This window comes from Amycolatopsis sp. NPDC101161 (assembly GCF_044768185.1).
Taxonomy (GTDB): Bacteria; Actinomycetota; Actinomycetes; order Mycobacteriales; family Pseudonocardiaceae; genus Amycolatopsis.
The window spans coordinates 984,229-999,092 of sequence record NZ_JBIWPI010000003.1; the positions used below are offsets into that span (position 1 = coordinate 984,229).

The window sequence follows — 14,864 nt, forward strand, 5'->3', positions numbered from 1 at the left end:
AGACCGCGAAGGATACGTGTGGAGCTGGAGTCGGTCCCTTGCCTCGCGGCGGGGGACGCCGATCTGTCGACGGCCCTCGAGCGGGCGCGGCGAGGCGACGAGAACGCCTTCCGGGTGCTGTACCGGTCGGTACAGCCCGGCCTGTGCCGGTACCTGCGGGTGCTGGTGGGCCAGGACGCCGAGGACGTCGCCTCGGAAGCGTGGTTGCAGATCGCCCGCGACCTGACGTCGTTCCGAGGCGACATGGACGGCTTCCGGGCCTGGACCGCCACGATCGGGCGACACCGGGCGCTGGACCACCTCCGCCACCGGCGCCGCCGCCCCGTCGCCGACGCGCCGGCCGAGTGGTTCCCCGAGCGGCCCGCGCCCGACGACACCGCCGGCGCGGCGATCGAGGCGACGACCACCGACGCGGCGCTGGCGCTGATCGCGACACTGCCGCGTGACCAGGCCGAAGCCGTCGTGCTGCGCGCCGTCGTCGGCCTCGACGCCAAGGCCGCGGCGGCGGTGCTCGGGAAGCGCCCCGGGGCCGTGCGCACCGCCGCCTACCGGGGACTTCGCACGCTCGCCGAGCGCCTCGGCGGGCCGGTGTGACACTTTCGGGCCGCCCGGCGCTGAGGCGTGTGTGATGAGTGAGCACGAAGGGCGCCGGATCGACCGGCACGCCGCGGAGCGGTTGCTGCGGGGTGCGTCGGCCGAGACCTCGGACGCGCTGGCCGGCCTGCTCGCCGCCGCGGCCGCCCCACCGCGCGACGGCGAGCTGGGTGGGGAGCAGGCGGCCGTGACGGCGTTCCTCGAGGCGGCTCGTCACGACCGTGCCCCTCGACCCCGGAGCCCTTCGATGAGCCAGCGCGGGCTGCTGAAGGTCGCCGCCGCGGCCGCGGCGGTGTTCGCCGTGGGTGGCGTGGCCGCGGCCGCCACCGGTGCGCTGCCGTTGCCGGGCGGCGGCGCGACGTCGGCCCCCGCGACGTCCGAGGCCGCCCGGCCGGCCGGTTCGGCGGCCGCGTCGGCCTCGACGCACGCGGCGGCCCGGCCGGAGAGCCCGGCGTCGCCGTCCCCGTCGCTGGCGGGGCTGTGCCACGCGTACGACGCGGGCGGCAAGGCCGAGCACGGCAAGGCGCTGGAGAGCCCGGCGTTCACGGCGCTGATCAGGGCGGCGGGGGACCGGACGAAGGTCGACGGCTACTGCGCGGCCCTGGTCGAGCAGGAGTCCCCGGGCCGGGGGCACGACACCGGTCCGGGCAACGGCAAGGGCCACCCGGCCCCCACCCACCCGAAGGGACCGCACCCGGCGGGCCGCCCCGCCCACTGACCCGGCGGGCCCACGGACCAGCGGCGATCCCACCCCCCCGTTCCGGGATCGCCGCTCCCGGACGGGCGGCGGCCGACCACCCCCAATGTTCCCGGTCGCCGCCCGTTCAAGACCCGCTGGAAGGTGGGAGGACCTCGCGTGCCTGGCTTGAGCAGTGCATCGGCCCGGCCTCCGGAGCGGCCCTGCGGCAGTGCGCCGCAGCGGCGTGGGCTCGCGGCCCGTGGGCCGGGCTTGAGTAGCGCACCTGTGCCGGCGGCCGCCGCGGTCCGGTGGGCGTGCGCCGCTGCGGCGTGGGCGCGCGGCTTGCGTGCCGGGCTCGAGCAGTGCATCGGCGCCGGCGGCCGCCGCGGTCCGGCGGGCGCGGGCTTCGCCGGGTCGGTTTCGCGGGCGTTCGGCACGAGCCCCGCCCGGACGTGCGGCCCGCGCGGTCCACTGTGGGCCGTTCAGTCCGGTTCGCCGCGGCCGACCCGCAGCACCGCCCAGACGACCTTCCCGCCCGACCAGCGGCGGCTGCTGCCCCAGGCCTGGGCGGCGTGGGCGACAATGCGCAGGCCGAGTCCCGGGTCGCGCGGGTCTGGTCGCTCGAGGACCCTTGCGGGGCTCGGGTCGTCGTCGGTGACCGAGACCGACAGCAGCCCTCGGCGCAGGTCCAGCCGGATCTGGGGTACCGACTCCGTGTGCTGGATCGCGTTGCGGACCAGTTCCGCGGCGATCAACGTGCCGTCGTAGATCAGCTGGGGGATCGCCCAGTCGAGGCACCGCTGCCGGACGAACTCGCGCGCGACGTCCTCCGCGTTGGGGGAGCGCGGGACGGTCCGGCGGGCTCCCCGGCGGACGGGACGGAGCAACGCGCTTTCGGCCGCGTCGGCGTCGGGGCTCACCGAGACGAACCGATCGGTGGCGAACCGGCGGAAGAGCCGGAGGTGGTCCGGGTGCCGGGTCACCAGCCCGAACGGGACGCCGGGCCAGTCGCTGATGCGGGAGGCGACGAGCGGGAACACCGCCGCGGGCGAGGCCGCGCCGATGGTGAGGTCGTTGACGTCGGCGATCAGGCCGCGCGGCACGTCGGCGGCGATCTTGAGCAGGCCGTCGCGCAGCACCGCGTACCCGGCCAGGTCGAGCTGCCCGCGGGCCGTGGCCAAGATGCTGGTGGCGTGGGGTTTCGCCGTCAGTTCGATGGCCACCACGTTAGTCGGCGGGCCGGTCCGCGCAACGGCCCGGAACGATCCGGGCGACTTTCACCCGGGTGGCTGAGCGTGGTGGACCTTTCACGAAAGTGTTACCCGATAAGGGAATCCGCACGTGCGGCGAGCATGTGCGGGTGCGCGCGCGCCCGGCGGGGGACGGAGCCTTGGTCCCGGAAAAGTCGGGACCGGCGATCGTCGCAGGCGGACGCAGGACCGGGGATGCCGAGGTGGTCCGCCGTCCCGGAAACCGGAGGCCGCGATGAACCGACCGGTGCCCGACGTGGTCGACCAAGCCCTCGCCTCGGCCGTGCGCGCGCCTTCGCCGCACAACACCCAGCCCTGGCGGTTCGTCGTCGAACACGACCTGATCGCGAACCGCTCGCCGGAGACGCCGTCGTTGCGGACCTGCCGCTGCACGACCTGCACCCGCTCGACACCGCCGCCCGGATCCCGCCGGTCCCGGCGCCGACGGGCGCCCACTACCTCGGGATCGACGTCGGGACCGTGCGGGTGCAGTTTCGAGGCCGCCGTCCGGGCCGCGGCTCCGGACGTCACCGGCGTCCGGGTCGTCCGGCTGTACCGGATCGGGAGGGGGCCGCCGGCGGGGCGCGCGTCATGAGTGTCCACATCGGACTGGAACAGGCGCCGAGCGGCAGCCGGTTCGCGGTGCCGGAACGGTGTGACCTGTGCGGGACGCCGGTGGCCGCGCGGCACGGTCACGTGGCCGACACCGGCCGCCGCGGGCTCTTGTGCTCGTGCCGGGCGTGCTTCCTGCTGGTCATCCGGGGCGCCGGCGGGCAGCCGCGGTACCGCGCGGTGCCGGAGCGCTACCTCCGCGCGCCCTGTCACCCGGCCGCGCACCTCGACTGGTGCGGCCTCGGGATCCCCGCGCGCTTCGCCTTCTTCCTGCGCCGGGGCACGCGCGTGACGGCGTTCCGGCCGGGCCCCGTGGGCGCGACCGAGGTGGTCCTGCCCCGGACGCCGCCGGTGGCCACCCCCTGCTGGCGGCGGCCGAACCGGACCTCGAGGCGATCGTGTTCCGCGGCACCGACTGCTTCCTGCTCCCGGTCGACGCGTGCTACCGGCTGCTCGGCGAGGTCCGCCGGTACTCGACCGGCCCCGACGGCGGCCCCGAGATGCGCCTGCGGGTCGGCGAGCTGTTCCCGGAGATCGAACGCTCTGGCCCGGCACCATCGCGTAGCCCCCGAACCACCCTGAGTACCCGCCCCGCCCACTGTCGACGGATTGTCGACGGACCGTGCGAGCGTCGCCGGATCGTCCGGGTGGTGGCGAGGGGACCTCCCTTCCGGGCTGGACGACGTGGTCGAACGCCACGGGAGCCGAGCGGGGGGTGTGCGGTGGGGAAGACGGATGCCGGGCGGGTGTGGCGGCTGAGACCGGGGGACGAGCGCCCGGTGCCCTTCGCCGGCCGGCGGTGGGAAAGCGGCCTGCTCGGCCGGGCGGTGGGCGGCCACGGCTCCGCGCGGGTCGTCGTCGGGGAGCCGGGGATCGGGAAGACCGCCCTGCTGGGGCACCTCGCCGACCGCTCGCCGCACCGCGTCGTCTGGGTGCGTGGGAGCCGGGCCGAAGCCGAGCTGCCCTACGCCGCCGCGGCGCAGCTGCTCGCCCCCTTCACCGGCTGGTTCGGCCGGGTGCCCGCGGCGCAGCGTCGCGCGCTCGAGGTCGCGCTCGCCCTCGACGACGGCCCGGCCGCCGGCGCGCTCGCCGTCTGCGCCGGTGCCCTCGGCGTGCTGGGCGCCGCGTCGGCGCGCGAGCCGGTGCTGGTGCTCGTGGACGACCTGCAGTGGATCGACCCGGAGTCCCGGCGGGTGCTCGAGTTCCTCGGGCGCCGGCTGGACCGCGAACGGATCGCGCTCGTCCTGGCCCTGCGCGACGAGCCGGGCGCGGCCGCCGGACCGCCGGACCTGCCCGCCGTGCGGCTGGCCGGGTTCGACCGCGCCGACGGCCGCCGGCTGGCCCGGGTCCACGGCTTCCTCGCCCCGGACCACGACGTCGACGCGATCGTGGACGTGGCCGGCGGAAACCCCCTGGCCGTCGTGGAAACGCTGCGCCGGCTGGCGACGACGGACCGGGCGGCCGACCTCGCGGTCGAGGTGGGCCGGTCGGCGCTGCCGGCCTGGCGGGACGTGCTCGCCCGGCTGGCCGAGCCGACGCGCCGGGCGCTGGCCGTGCTCGCCGTCGCCGGTCCCGCCGAACCGGCTGCCGTCGAGGCCGCGCTGGCCGAGCTGGGGCTGTCCGGGCGCGACGTCGTGCCCGGCGAACGGCTGGGCCTGGTGACCGCGGCCGAGGGCGGCCGGCGGCTGCTGCGGTACCCGCTGCTCGGCCCGGTGCTGCTGGCCGACGCGCCCGAGCCGGCCAGGAAAGCCGTCTACGCGGCGCTTTCCGCCCACGCTCACCGCGACCAGCGGATCTGGTACCAGTCGTTCGCGGTGACCGGACCGGCGGACGAGCTCGCCGCGCGGCTGGCCGCATTGGCCAGGGGCACCGCCGATCCCGTCGCCGCGGCGCGGTTCCTGCGGCGCGCGGCCGACCTGACCGCCGACCCGCGCCGGCGGGCGATGCGCCTGCTCGCCGCCGCGGCCGGGGCGCTGCGGGCCGGACGCGGCGAGCAGGCGGCGTCGTGGTGCCGCGAGGCCGTGTCCCTGCGCGACGACCCGGCCTTCCTGGCCGCGGCCGCCGGGCGCAGCGCGCGGGGGCTGGGTCTCGCCGGACGGCACCGCCAGGCGTTCGACGAACTGGCCGGCGCGGCCGCGTGGCTCGCCCGCCGGGACCCGGAGCGGGCGGCGGACCTGCTGTGCGCGGCGACCGGACCCGCGCTGGCGCTGGGGGAGGCGCGCCTGGCGTGCGTGGCCGTCACCGAAGCCGAGTCGCTGGCCGGCGTCCCCCTCCCGGTCCGTGCGCGGCCGGCGGCCGCGGCCGCCCGCGTGATGCACGGCCTGCCCGGCGGCGAGCTGCCGCCGCCCGAGTCGGTCGGCGACCCGGCCGCGCTGGTCTGGCTGGCGCTGGCGGAACTGTGGTCGGAACGGCCGGACCCGGCCCGGACGGCGATCAACGCCGCACTCTGCCGGCTGCGCCGCGGCCACGCGCCGGCCCTGCTCGCCGTCGCGCTGGCCGTCCGCGGGGACCTCGGTTTCCGCACCGGCGGCTGGGCGGCCGCCTCCGCCGACGCCGTGGAGTCGATCGCCGTCGCGGGCCGCACCCCGCCGAACGGCGTGATCGCGTTCGGGCTGCTGACCCTCGCCCGGCTGGAAGCGGTCCGCGGCCGGCCCGACCGGTGCGCGGAACTGCTGGCCCGCAGCCGCAAGGAGGCCGGCCCGCTCGGCGTCGACCTGCGCCTGCTGCTGGAACCGGCCGTGCGGGGGCTCGCCGCCCTGAGCGCGGGCGAACCGGGCGCGGCGCTGGAACCGCTGGAAGCGGCGTGGTCGCACGCCGAAGCCGGCGGCGTCGGCAACCCGGCCGTGGTGCCGTTCGCGGCCGACCTCGCCGAAGCCCACATCCGGGCCGGGAACCCCGGCCGCGCGCGGGAAGTCCTCGCGTGGCTGGAAGAACGGGCGGCGGGCGCGGGGCTGCGGGGTCAGCTGGCGGGCGCGTGGCGGTGCCGGGGCCTGCTGGCCGCGGACCTGGCGGAGGCGACGGCCGCCTTCGCGACGGCCCGCGACGCCGGCGACGTCCGGACGGCCCCGTTCGAATTCGCCAGAACCCTGCTGTGCGAAGGAGAAGTGCTCCGGCGGTTGCGCCGGCCCGTGGCCGCGCGGCCGGCCCTACGCCAGGCGGCGGAGGTGTTCGAGGGCCTCGGTGCCGAGGTCTGGGCCGAACGCGCGGCCGCCGAGCTGTCCGCCGCCGGCGACCACCCGGGCGCGAAACCCGGGCCGCTCGCGACGGACGTCCTGACCCCGCAGCAGCTGCGCATCGCGAGTCTCGTGGCGGCCGGGCACAACAACGCCGAGGCGGCCGAAATGCTGTTCCTGTCCCGCAAAACCGTGGAAGCCCACCTGACGCAGGTCTACCGCAAGCTCGGCGTCCACTCCCGCACGCAGCTCGCGAACGCGCTGAACGCGCGGGGTGACCACAGCGGGCTCCCGGCCGAGCGCGCGCCGCAGTCGAGGGAGTCACCCGATGCCGCCGGGGGTCCGCGGCGGGCAGAGTTCGGGTGACAGCGAGGAAAACCGCGGGGGTGAGGGCATGGACGTCGCCAGTGAGACGGTGGTACGGCTCGCCGATCCGGTGGCGCGGGCGGCGGTGCTGACCGCCGACGCGCTGCTCGCGATCGCCGTGGTGGCCTACGAGCTCGACCCGGCGGTGGTGACCGAGCCGGTGACGGCGGTGTTCGACCGCTTCGACGTCGCCGTGCCGCTCGACTCCCGGGCGACGGCGATGGCCCAGTTCCGGCGCACCGGCGAGCCGGTGCCGTGGGAGGTCGCCGCGTCCTGGGACACCGGGGGAGTCCCGCCCGTCGCGGCCGACGCGGTCTGGGCGGGCGCCGTCGTGGTGCGCACGGCCGTCCTGGACGGGACCGTCGTCGCCGTCACCGCCGATCAGTCCGGTGTGGACAGTCCGGTCGCGCTCGACGCGACCGTGCGGATGAGCCCGCCGGAAGCAGACCCCGCGCCGGTGCCGGTGCCGCTGCCCGTTCTCGTGGCATTCCTCGCCGCCGGCGAGGCCCCGTCCCCCCGGGAACTGCTGCGGGCGACGACGGCGGCCCGGCTCGGCGCGGGCCGGTACCCGGTCGCCGTCCTCCCGGCCGGCGTCCCGGTCCGCCGGTTCGAGCGCCTCGTCTGCTGGGTCGTGCCCGAATCGACGTTCGACGACCCCGGCTGGCCGGGAGCGGCGGACGACACGACGCCGCAGCAGCGGCGGGCGGACCGGCTGCGCGCCGCGCGGAGCTGGCTCGCCGGCCAGGGCGTCGCCGTCATCACCACCACGGAGCCCACATGACCACCAAGTCCCGCGCCAAGCGCGCATCGACCTCGTCGCGACCCAGTACGGAGATCGGTATGGCCACGCTCGTGCAACCGGCATTCCCCTTTGTCGACGTCATCATCGACACCAGCGCGCTGGTCCCGGCCGCGCAACGCTCGCCCGGCGTGGTCGCCGTGGTGGGCAACGCCGACGGCGCCGCCGCGCCCGTGTCGACGCCGCTGGTGATCACCGGCCACGACGACGCGCTGGCCCTCTTCGGCAAGGCCGGCGCGGCGACCCCGCTGAGCCGCAGCCTCGACCTGGTGCTCGCGCAGGACCCCCGGCCCAGCAAGATCTACGGCGTCCGCACGCCGGCCGCCGGGAACTACGCGGCCGCGCTCGCCGGCCTCGAAGCCGCGGACGACGTCACGTTCGTCTGCCTCGCGGGGGAGGTCGCGGTCGGCGCGGCCACCAGCGGCGGCACCCCGGCGACCGGGCTGCGCGCGCTGGCCGAGCACGTGGAAACCATGTCGGCGGCGGGGAACCGGCGGATGGCCGTGGCGATGATCGACCCGGCGATCGCCCGCACCGCGACCTATGTGGACACCGTGCTGGCGACGAACTCCTACGGCGCCTTGAAGAGCGCGACCGGCCGGATGATCCTCGTCGCCGCGCGGGGCGCGACCACCGACGAGGCCGCGAGCCCGAACCCGGTGGCCGACGCGGCCGCGGCCGTGATGGGCGCGATCGCCGGCCAGGCCCCGGCCACCAGCGTCGTGCTCAAGCAGGTGCGCGGCTTCACCGTGCCGATCACCCAGCAGTACGTGCCCGCCGAGGTCACCGGCCTGGCGAGCCAGGGCGTGATCCCGCTGATCGACCCGGCGCTCGTGCCCGGCACCGGGCTGTTCCTGGCCGACGGCGGCACGTTCTCCGCCGACCCGGCCCGCAACTACGTCGACATCTGCCGGGTGCTCGACGACCTCGAGTTCCGGCTGCGGGCCGGGCTGATCGGCACGGTGGGGGACGCCCGGATCACCAAGGCCGGCCTCACCGCCGTGCGGGTCCGGGTCGAGGGGATCCTCGGCCCGCTGCAGCTCGGCGCGGTGATCGACGACTTCTCCGTCACGATCCCGCTGCTGCCGATCCTCGCGCTGCCGGAAAGCGCCCGCAGCACCGCCGAGCAGGCCCAGGTGGTCAGCGCCCGCCAGACCCGGCAGGTGTCCGTCCTCATCAGCGTCACGTACGGGCCCGCGGTGCACCGGCTCAACGTGACCCTCGCCCCCCAGTTCTGAGCCCTGACCAGGAGCCACGATGTCGAGTCCCGAAACCAGCTGGAACACCCGCCTCGCCGTGCACTACACCGACGACAAGGGTGCCGACCACGAGATCTCGCCGATCCAGTCGTTCACCCCGACGTTCGCCACGACGGCCGAGCCGTTGCACAGCATCGAACGCACCCACGTCGGCGTGGTGACCCAGCCCTACGCGCTGACCTTTTCGATGACGGTCAACGCGATCGGCCCCGCCACCGCACAGCTGACCGCGCTGGCGCTGAACGCGACCGAGTTCAGCATCTCGATGCAGGAGCGCTCCGGCGACGACTGGTCGTTCTCCACGATCGTGCTCAGCCGGTGCGTCATCACGAGCGCCTCGCCTACGGCGGCCACCGTGCTCGGCGCGCCGCAGGCGACGTTCTCCGGCTTCTCCATGCAGGTCGACGCGACCGACGCCGGCGGCGCGAAGACGTCCGGCCCGCTGCAAGCCTCGCTGTAGAGGAGAGATCCGTGGCCGACGACCTGGAAGCGGCCGGCACGCTGCTGCCGCCCGCCGGGGGCTGGTGGGACGAGACGGGCGCGTACGCCACCGAACGTTCCGGCGGGCTGGTCCTCGAGTTCCCCGTCGAGGTCGAGGTCCGGCTCGTCTCGCCCGAGCGGCCGGACCTGCTGGCCGACACCACCATCCACCGGCTGACCGCGGCATTGGAGGGACTGGCATGACGACCGTGCGCATCCCGGTCCGGATCCGGCTCGACGTCGATCCGGCCCGGCCGGCGGAGACGCAGGCCGGGCTGCTGTGCGACGCGACCGAGCAGGCCACCTCCCGCGCGGCCGAACGGGCCCGCCGGGTGCCCGCGGTCCGCGACGGGAACTGGGACGGCGGCCCGCCCGCGACGACGGTCCGCTTCACCGGCGACCCGCTGCCGCCGGCGCTGGCCACCGGCCTGGCCGTCGCCACCCGGACCGGGCTCCACGCGGCCACCACCCGCCTGCGGGCCGCGACCGCGGGCGGTCCGGCCGCGAAGGCGCCGGCGCGCACGCCGAGGAAGCTGCGGCTCCGGGACTTCGCCGACGAGGCCGAGGTCTGGGGCGCGGTCGTGGCCTTCTACGGCGGTGCGCCGCCGAGCGAACTGCTCGTCATCGCCCGGCTGAACGGCCACCCCCGGCAGTGGGTCGTGGAGTTCACCACGCCGGACGGGCCGCCCCTGGTGCGGGCCGGCGGGCCCTTCACCGCGTTCACCCGGGACGGCAGCGGCGAGCGCCCGGCCGGTGGCCTCGCCGCCGACGGGTTGCGGTTCTGGCGCCGGTTCACCACCGAAGCGCAGTGGCACGCGGTACTGGCCGAACTGATCACGGAAGACCTCGCGTGGCTGCGGAAGTCGGTGCCCGCCCGGGAACTGGCCGACCGGGCGCTGGCCGCGGCCAGGAAGTTCCCGTTCACCGGCGGCGGCGCGTGGTACGAGTTCCTCGACGGGGCGACCCGCGTCGGCTGGTACCGCGGACCGGCGGGGCTCACGGCCGGGACGCTCCCGGTCGCGGTGCTCACCGAAGAGGTCCGGCCCGTCGGATACGGCAAGGACTGCGCGCCGCTCGACGTCACCTCCGACGGCGAAGCCGAACTCGGCAAGCCGTACCTCGGTGAGCCCCCTTTGGACGACTGGGCGGCCGACCGCGACCACTTCGCCGCCTTGATCCGCGACATCGCCGCCCGGCTCGAGATGCCGGAAGGCGACTACGTCGGCTCGTTCGTCCTCGTCGCCACGCAGGAGATCGGCCGCCGGAGCGAGCGGCTCGGCGTCCTCGGGGGCGGCACCCGGGCCCGGCAGGCGGAGCTGCGCCGGCTGGCCCAGGTGACCGTGCTCGCCACGAACCTCGCCGCGGCCTACGTCGACGCGATGTACTCCCGCGACCGCGCGCAGACCCTGCGGTGCCCGTTGGCCGGCCACAGCGGACAGTGGGCGTTCCACTTCCACCAGCTCTTCTTCCGCGTGCGGCGGGACACCGTCGCCCAGCTGTTCGCGTCGGCCTGCCAGGACGTCCTGCTCGAAGTGCTGGAGCAGAGCCTGCTCGAGCTGGACCGCCGGCTCGACCGCACGAACTTCCCCCAGTACATGCGGTTCACCCGCACGTTGCTGGTGATCGTCCTCTCGCGCAGCGTCGAGCTGGAGGACCTGCGACGCCGCATCGGGGCCGCGCGGGCCCGCGACCGCAACCCCGTGCTCTCCTGGCGCGCCCCGAACCTCGTCCGGTCCGGCTGGCGCGAGGCGAGCGCCGAGGTCGTGGCCGCCCTCCACGACGCCGCGTCGGCAAGCCGGCCGGCCGGCGCGGTGGTCTTCTTCGACGGCCAGTACTGGGCCAAGGACGCGCACGGCCACTGGTGGAACGACGACCAGCTGGCGCTGGCGATCGGCAGCGCCCGCCAGGAGGCGTTCCTCATCGACCCCTTCCTCGAGAAGATCAAGGACCTCTCGGACGTCGTGACCCGGCTCAAGGACGCGCAGCGCCGCGACGACGCGCGCAGCGAGCAGCAGGGCGACGCCGTCACCGAAGCGGTGGACGCCGAGTTCTCCGCCGTCCTCGCGGAAGTCCGGCGGGAGAACGTCGAGCGGACGGCGCGGGTGCGCCGGGACCGCTCGATCGCCTTCGGCCTGGCGAGCTTCACCGAGGACCGATCGGACGAGATCGGCGCCCGGCTGACCGGCATCCACCGGAAAGCCGACCTGCGCCTGCGCCCGATGTTCGACTACGAAGCCGTGTACGTCGACGCCCTGCACGCCCTCGCGGACGCCGAACTGGGGAAGGCCGAGCTGGCGGAGTTCTTCAACCTCGCGGGCCTCACGTTCCTGGCGGTGTTCTGCCCGCCGGCGGCGTTCCTGACCGGCGCCGGGCAGGCCATCGGCGCCCTGGCGACCGCCTACGAGCACCGCGGGATCCAGCGGGCGCTGCTCGGCGGAGACGAGATCATCACCCGGGCCCAGGCGGAGGCCGAGCTGTGGGCGGCCTGGATCGGTGCCGCGATCGCGTTCCTCCCGCTGGTGAAACCGGCCGCTCGCGGGCTTTCCGGGGTCGCGCGGCTGGCGTTGCCGGGTGCCGAACGGCGGGCCGCGGCCATCGCCGCGATCCGGCTGGCCAAGGCCGAGGCGGCGCAGGTGTTCGCCCTCGTCACCGCCGAAGACCTGCTGGGCGCCTTCCTGCACGAAGCGGTCAAGGGGTACGTGCTGAACCTCGTGCTGTCGTCGGCCATCGAGCGGTTCATCGACGCGGTCGTCAGCGAAGACCCGCACGGCGAGGTCTCCCGGGAGCACCTGCGCGCGGTCATGGCCGAGGCGGCCCGCGCCGCCGGCGCCGGGCAGGGCACGCCGTGACGGGGAGAACCGGGACGCACCCGGTCCACATCGCGCTGCGCGACCACCCGCGGCTGCAGGAAGGCCTGGCGGAGGTCCGGCGCCGCACGCGGTTGACCGAGGAGCGCCTGCGGGAGCTCTGGGACGAGTCGGTGGGGTCGTCGCTGGACGTCCTCGGGCTCGGGTACGTCCAGGACTTCGAGGCGGCGGTGGCGAGCGTGCGCCGGCTGCGTGAACGGGTGCACGACATCTACGAGCGGTTCTTCGAAGGGCCGGTGGCCGAGGCGGATCTGCGGGAGCTGCGGGACCTCGAGGCGGCACTGGCCGAGGAGATCCTGGCGCTGGCGGATCCGCAGAGCTGGGCGCGCGACCGGCCGAACCGGCCGGACAAGCGGCTTTCCCCGGACGCGCGGCCGGCGTCGCCCGCGGCCACCGCGCGGCAGCGGGACACCCGCGTGCGCGCATTGCCCGCGGAACGGCAAGAGGCCTTCAAACGAGCCCAGGCGCTCGCACCCGAACGGCTGGACGCCGCGCTGCGCGAGGAACCCCGGGCGGAGGCGGCATTGCGGCGCGCGTTGGCGGAGAAGGGGATGGACGAGGAGTCGATCGGGCACGTCGTCGACGCCCTCGACGACGTCCGCAACCCCGGGCTCGACTTCGCCTTCGGCGCGGGCCCCGGCCGGGCGCAGATCACGACCGCGCGGGTGCACGCCGCGTACCGCGAACTGCCGGGGCCGCAACAGGTTCTGGTGAACCGCGCCAACGTCCTCGACCCGGACTTCCTCCGCCTCGCCGTGCTGCGGGAAAGCGAAGGAGAGCTCAGCCGGCTCATCGACCGGTTCTGCGCCGGGCACGGCATCACCGGGCAGGAGCGGACCGACCTCGAAGCCGCCGTGCGCCGCCTCAACGAGGTGCACCGGGAGTCGCTGCACGACGTCGCGCCCGGCGAGACCGGCACCATCCAGGCCCGGACGCGGGCCGCGGTCCTCGACCGCGCGGCGACCGCGATCGGGCTGCCGACGCGGGACGAGATCACCCGGCGGCTGGGCCACAGCTCGGCCGTCGTCGAACTGGCCGCGCGCAGCCCCGGGCACCTGGCCGAACTCGCCGAGAAGTGGCTGCGGTACGCCTTGGAGAAACGGCAGGAGGGCAAGCCCGTCGCCACCCTGGAGCGGTACGCGCGGGCGCTGGCCCGCTCGCACGTGCGCGGCCTCTTCGGCGAGCTCACCGCGGCCTTCCAGCTCGCCGACGACGCCTGGGTGATCAAGGTCCCCGACTTGGGCGTCACGGTCGGCGGGACCGACTTCGTGGCGGTGGACACGCGGACCGGCGAGGTCTGGTTCGGCGACAACAAGGCGTTGTCCGGCCGCGGCCTGGGCGAGGTCAGCAGCCTCCTCGAGAACATCGTCGACAACATGGCCGCCGACGTCGCCGAGTTCGGGACCTGGCTCCAGCGCGACGACGTCCCGTTGCCGCCCAAGCTCGCCGACGCGATCCGCCGGGCCCAGGAGGCCTCGGCCGAGGTGAGCGCGTACACCGCGCGGCTGCCGCGACGGGAAGACATCACCACCGACGCCGTGCAGCGCCGGATCACCAAGATCCTCGCCCGCAAGGGCGTCGGCCGGGTCGTCACCAACGCCGGCGGCGAGCTGTCCTGGCTGACCGGCGCGGCGGGGAAGTACCTCGCCTTCAAGAACCTCGGAGAGCCCGGTCCCCACCCACCGGAGCGCCGCATCGAACTGCCCGAAGGGAGTGCCCCGTGAGCGGCTACGAACCCGGCCTGCACACGCCGAGCGCCATCCTGTCCGACGGGATCGTGCCGGTTCCGCTCTGGGCCGTCACCCAGCTGTCCATCGCTTCGACCTACTTCGTGCCGCAGATCGGCGGCAGCCGGCGGCGGGTCGCGGTCGTCACCCACGACGACACGCTGAGCTTCAGCGCCGTGCTGCTCGGCCCGTCGCGGTTCGCGTGGAAGGTCGCGCTGGAGAACCTGGCCGAGTCCGGGCGGCAGGGCACCGCGCTGTCGCGGCTGACCAAGAACGCCGTCGGCGGCCTGGTGCTGATCACCGCGGCCACGATCCGCACCGACCTCGCCGTCCAGTCGCTCACCTTCACCCAGGCGGCCGGCCGGCGCGACGCGATCGACGTGTCCATGCAGCTGATCCACCTGCCCCGGCCGGGCAGCCTCGCCAAGCTGCTCGAAGTCGCCTCCGTCGGGGTCGGCGCCCTGACCGACGCGCTGCCGATCTGAGGATGGCGACGATGACCTTTCCCGCACTGCCGGGCCTGCTCGCCCGGCCGCCGTTCGACGTACCACCGCTGCCGGGCCCCGACGTGCCGGCGAGCGGCCCCGCCGCGCCCCGCGTGCTCAAGCAGGAGCTCACCGCCGGCCTGCCGGTCCGGGTGGACCTCGACGGCGCGCGCGGTCTCGTGCTGGCCGTCCCGCTCGGGGTCGCCCGGAGCGTCCTGGCCGCCGACCCGCAGGCCGTCGTCTTCGACACCCGGGTCGCCGGCGACCCGGCGGCCGCCCGGGATCCCGGCGCCGCGTGGCCCCGCCTGACCCTGCTCTCCGACGGGGTGATCGGCGAGACGGTCCCCGTGGTGGCCGGCGTGCCGGTCGCGCTGCGCCTCGGCGCCGTCGCGGTCGTCGAGGTCACCGTCGACCAGCTGGTCGTCACGATCGGCACGCTGCGCAGCCCCGGGCAGTTCACCAGCCGGCTGGCGCTGCGCTGGCGGGACCTCGGGCCCGCGCCCGACACCGGCCCGCCGCGTCCGGCCGGCGACCCCGGCATCCCCGACCTGAACACCTGAGAAAGGAGGTCAC

Annotated in this window: 12 protein-coding genes and 3 pseudogenes; 14 read left to right on the forward strand and 1 reads right to left on the reverse strand. The window is 75.7% G+C overall.

Annotated elements, in window-relative coordinates; all coding sequences use genetic code 11:
• The first annotated feature begins 18 nt into the window (after positions 1 to 18).
• Together ACIRSS_RS26040 and ACIRSS_RS26045 are read left to right on the forward strand one after the other, a co-directional pair.
• Positions 19 to 594 carry an RNA polymerase sigma factor gene (locus tag ACIRSS_RS26040; RefSeq protein WP_400899239.1) on the forward strand — a complete coding sequence of 192 codons (576 nt, stop codon included), beginning with the start codon at positions 19 to 21 and terminating at the stop codon, positions 592 to 594.
• Positions 595 to 628: 34 nt separating this feature from the next.
• On the forward strand, positions 629 to 1,312 hold the full coding sequence (locus ACIRSS_RS26045; RefSeq protein ID WP_400899240.1) for a hypothetical protein: 684 nt from the start codon (positions 629 to 631) through the stop codon (positions 1,310 to 1,312).
• 443 nt (positions 1,313 to 1,755) lie between these two features.
• On the opposite strand, the gene ACIRSS_RS26050 is transcribed toward ACIRSS_RS26045, so the two are convergent.
• On the reverse strand, positions 1,756 to 2,496 hold the full coding sequence (locus ACIRSS_RS26050) for an ATP-binding protein (RefSeq protein ID WP_400899242.1): 741 nt from the start codon (positions 2,494 to 2,496) through the stop codon (positions 1,756 to 1,758).
• A 262-nt stretch (positions 2,497 to 2,758) separates the two neighbouring features.
• Here ACIRSS_RS26050 and ACIRSS_RS26055 point away from each other — a divergent pair.
• From ACIRSS_RS26055 to ACIRSS_RS26110, 12 genes and pseudogenes are all read left to right on the forward strand, one after another.
• Positions 2,759 to 2,869: pseudogene (locus ACIRSS_RS26055) on the forward strand (nitroreductase family protein); the annotation flags it as partial.
• A 245-nt stretch (positions 2,870 to 3,114) separates the two neighbouring features.
• A pseudogene (locus ACIRSS_RS26060) lies at positions 3,115 to 3,414 on the forward strand (DUF5947 family protein); the annotation flags it as partial.
• 119 nt (positions 3,415 to 3,533) lie between these two features.
• Positions 3,534 to 3,617: pseudogene (locus ACIRSS_RS26065) on the forward strand (hypothetical protein); the annotation flags it as partial.
• 240 nt (positions 3,618 to 3,857) lie between these two features.
• A complete protein-coding gene (locus ACIRSS_RS26070; protein WP_400899778.1) occupies positions 3,858 to 6,674 on the forward strand; it encodes an AAA family ATPase in 2,817 nt (938 codons plus the stop codon).
• 28 nt (positions 6,675 to 6,702) lie between these two features.
• A complete protein-coding gene (locus ACIRSS_RS26075; protein ID WP_400899244.1) occupies positions 6,703 to 7,455 on the forward strand; it encodes a hypothetical protein in 753 nt (250 codons plus the stop codon).
• Between the two features lie 59 nt (positions 7,456 to 7,514).
• Entirely contained in the window at positions 7,515 to 8,711 is a 1,197-nt protein-coding gene (locus ACIRSS_RS26080; protein ID WP_400899246.1) for a hypothetical protein, read from the forward strand.
• A gap of 19 nt (positions 8,712 to 8,730) precedes the next feature.
• Positions 8,731 to 9,192 (forward strand): hypothetical protein, encoded by a 462-nt coding sequence (locus ACIRSS_RS26085; RefSeq protein WP_400899248.1) that lies wholly within the window; start codon positions 8,731 to 8,733, stop codon positions 9,190 to 9,192.
• 11 nt (positions 9,193 to 9,203) lie between these two features.
• Entirely contained in the window at positions 9,204 to 9,416 is a 213-nt protein-coding gene (locus tag ACIRSS_RS26090) for a hypothetical protein (protein ID WP_400899250.1), read from the forward strand.
• Positions 9,413 to 12,061, forward strand: coding sequence for a hypothetical protein (locus ACIRSS_RS26095; RefSeq protein ID WP_400899252.1), 2,649 nt, complete (start codon positions 9,413 to 9,415; stop codon positions 12,059 to 12,061). The genes ACIRSS_RS26090 and ACIRSS_RS26095 overlap by 4 nt, the downstream gene beginning before the upstream one ends.
• Positions 12,058 to 13,803, forward strand: coding sequence for a hypothetical protein (locus ACIRSS_RS26100; RefSeq protein WP_400899254.1), 1,746 nt, complete (start codon positions 12,058 to 12,060; stop codon positions 13,801 to 13,803). The genes ACIRSS_RS26095 and ACIRSS_RS26100 overlap by 4 nt, the downstream gene beginning before the upstream one ends.
• Positions 13,800 to 14,291: a hypothetical protein gene (locus ACIRSS_RS26105; protein ID WP_400899255.1), complete on the forward strand. Its 492-nt coding sequence runs from the start codon at positions 13,800 to 13,802 to the stop codon at positions 14,289 to 14,291. The genes ACIRSS_RS26100 and ACIRSS_RS26105 overlap by 4 nt, the downstream gene beginning before the upstream one ends.
• An 11-nt stretch (positions 14,292 to 14,302) precedes the next feature.
• Positions 14,303 to 14,851 carry a hypothetical protein gene (locus ACIRSS_RS26110; RefSeq protein ID WP_400899257.1) on the forward strand — a complete coding sequence of 183 codons (549 nt, stop codon included), beginning with the start codon at positions 14,303 to 14,305 and terminating at the stop codon, positions 14,849 to 14,851.
• Positions 14,852 to 14,864: the final 13 nt, after the last annotated feature.

Excerpts from the sequence above, each read along its gene's own strand:
- ACIRSS_RS26045 (WP_400899240.1), top strand. The coding sequence starts at position 629 with ATGAGTGAGCACGAAGGGCGCCGGATCGACCGGCACGCCGCGGAGCGG.
- ACIRSS_RS26075 (WP_400899244.1), top strand. The coding sequence starts at position 6,703 with ATGGACGTCGCCAGTGAGACGGTGGTACGGCTCGCCGATCCGGTGGCG.
- ACIRSS_RS26080 (WP_400899246.1), top strand. The coding sequence starts at position 7,515 with ATGGCCACGCTCGTGCAACCGGCATTCCCCTTTGTCGACGTCATCATC.
- ACIRSS_RS26085 (WP_400899248.1), top strand. The coding sequence starts at position 8,731 with ATGTCGAGTCCCGAAACCAGCTGGAACACCCGCCTCGCCGTGCACTAC.
- ACIRSS_RS26095 (WP_400899252.1), top strand. The coding sequence starts at position 9,413 with ATGACGACCGTGCGCATCCCGGTCCGGATCCGGCTCGACGTCGATCCG.
- ACIRSS_RS26110 (WP_400899257.1), top strand. The coding sequence starts at position 14,303 with ATGACCTTTCCCGCACTGCCGGGCCTGCTCGCCCGGCCGCCGTTCGAC.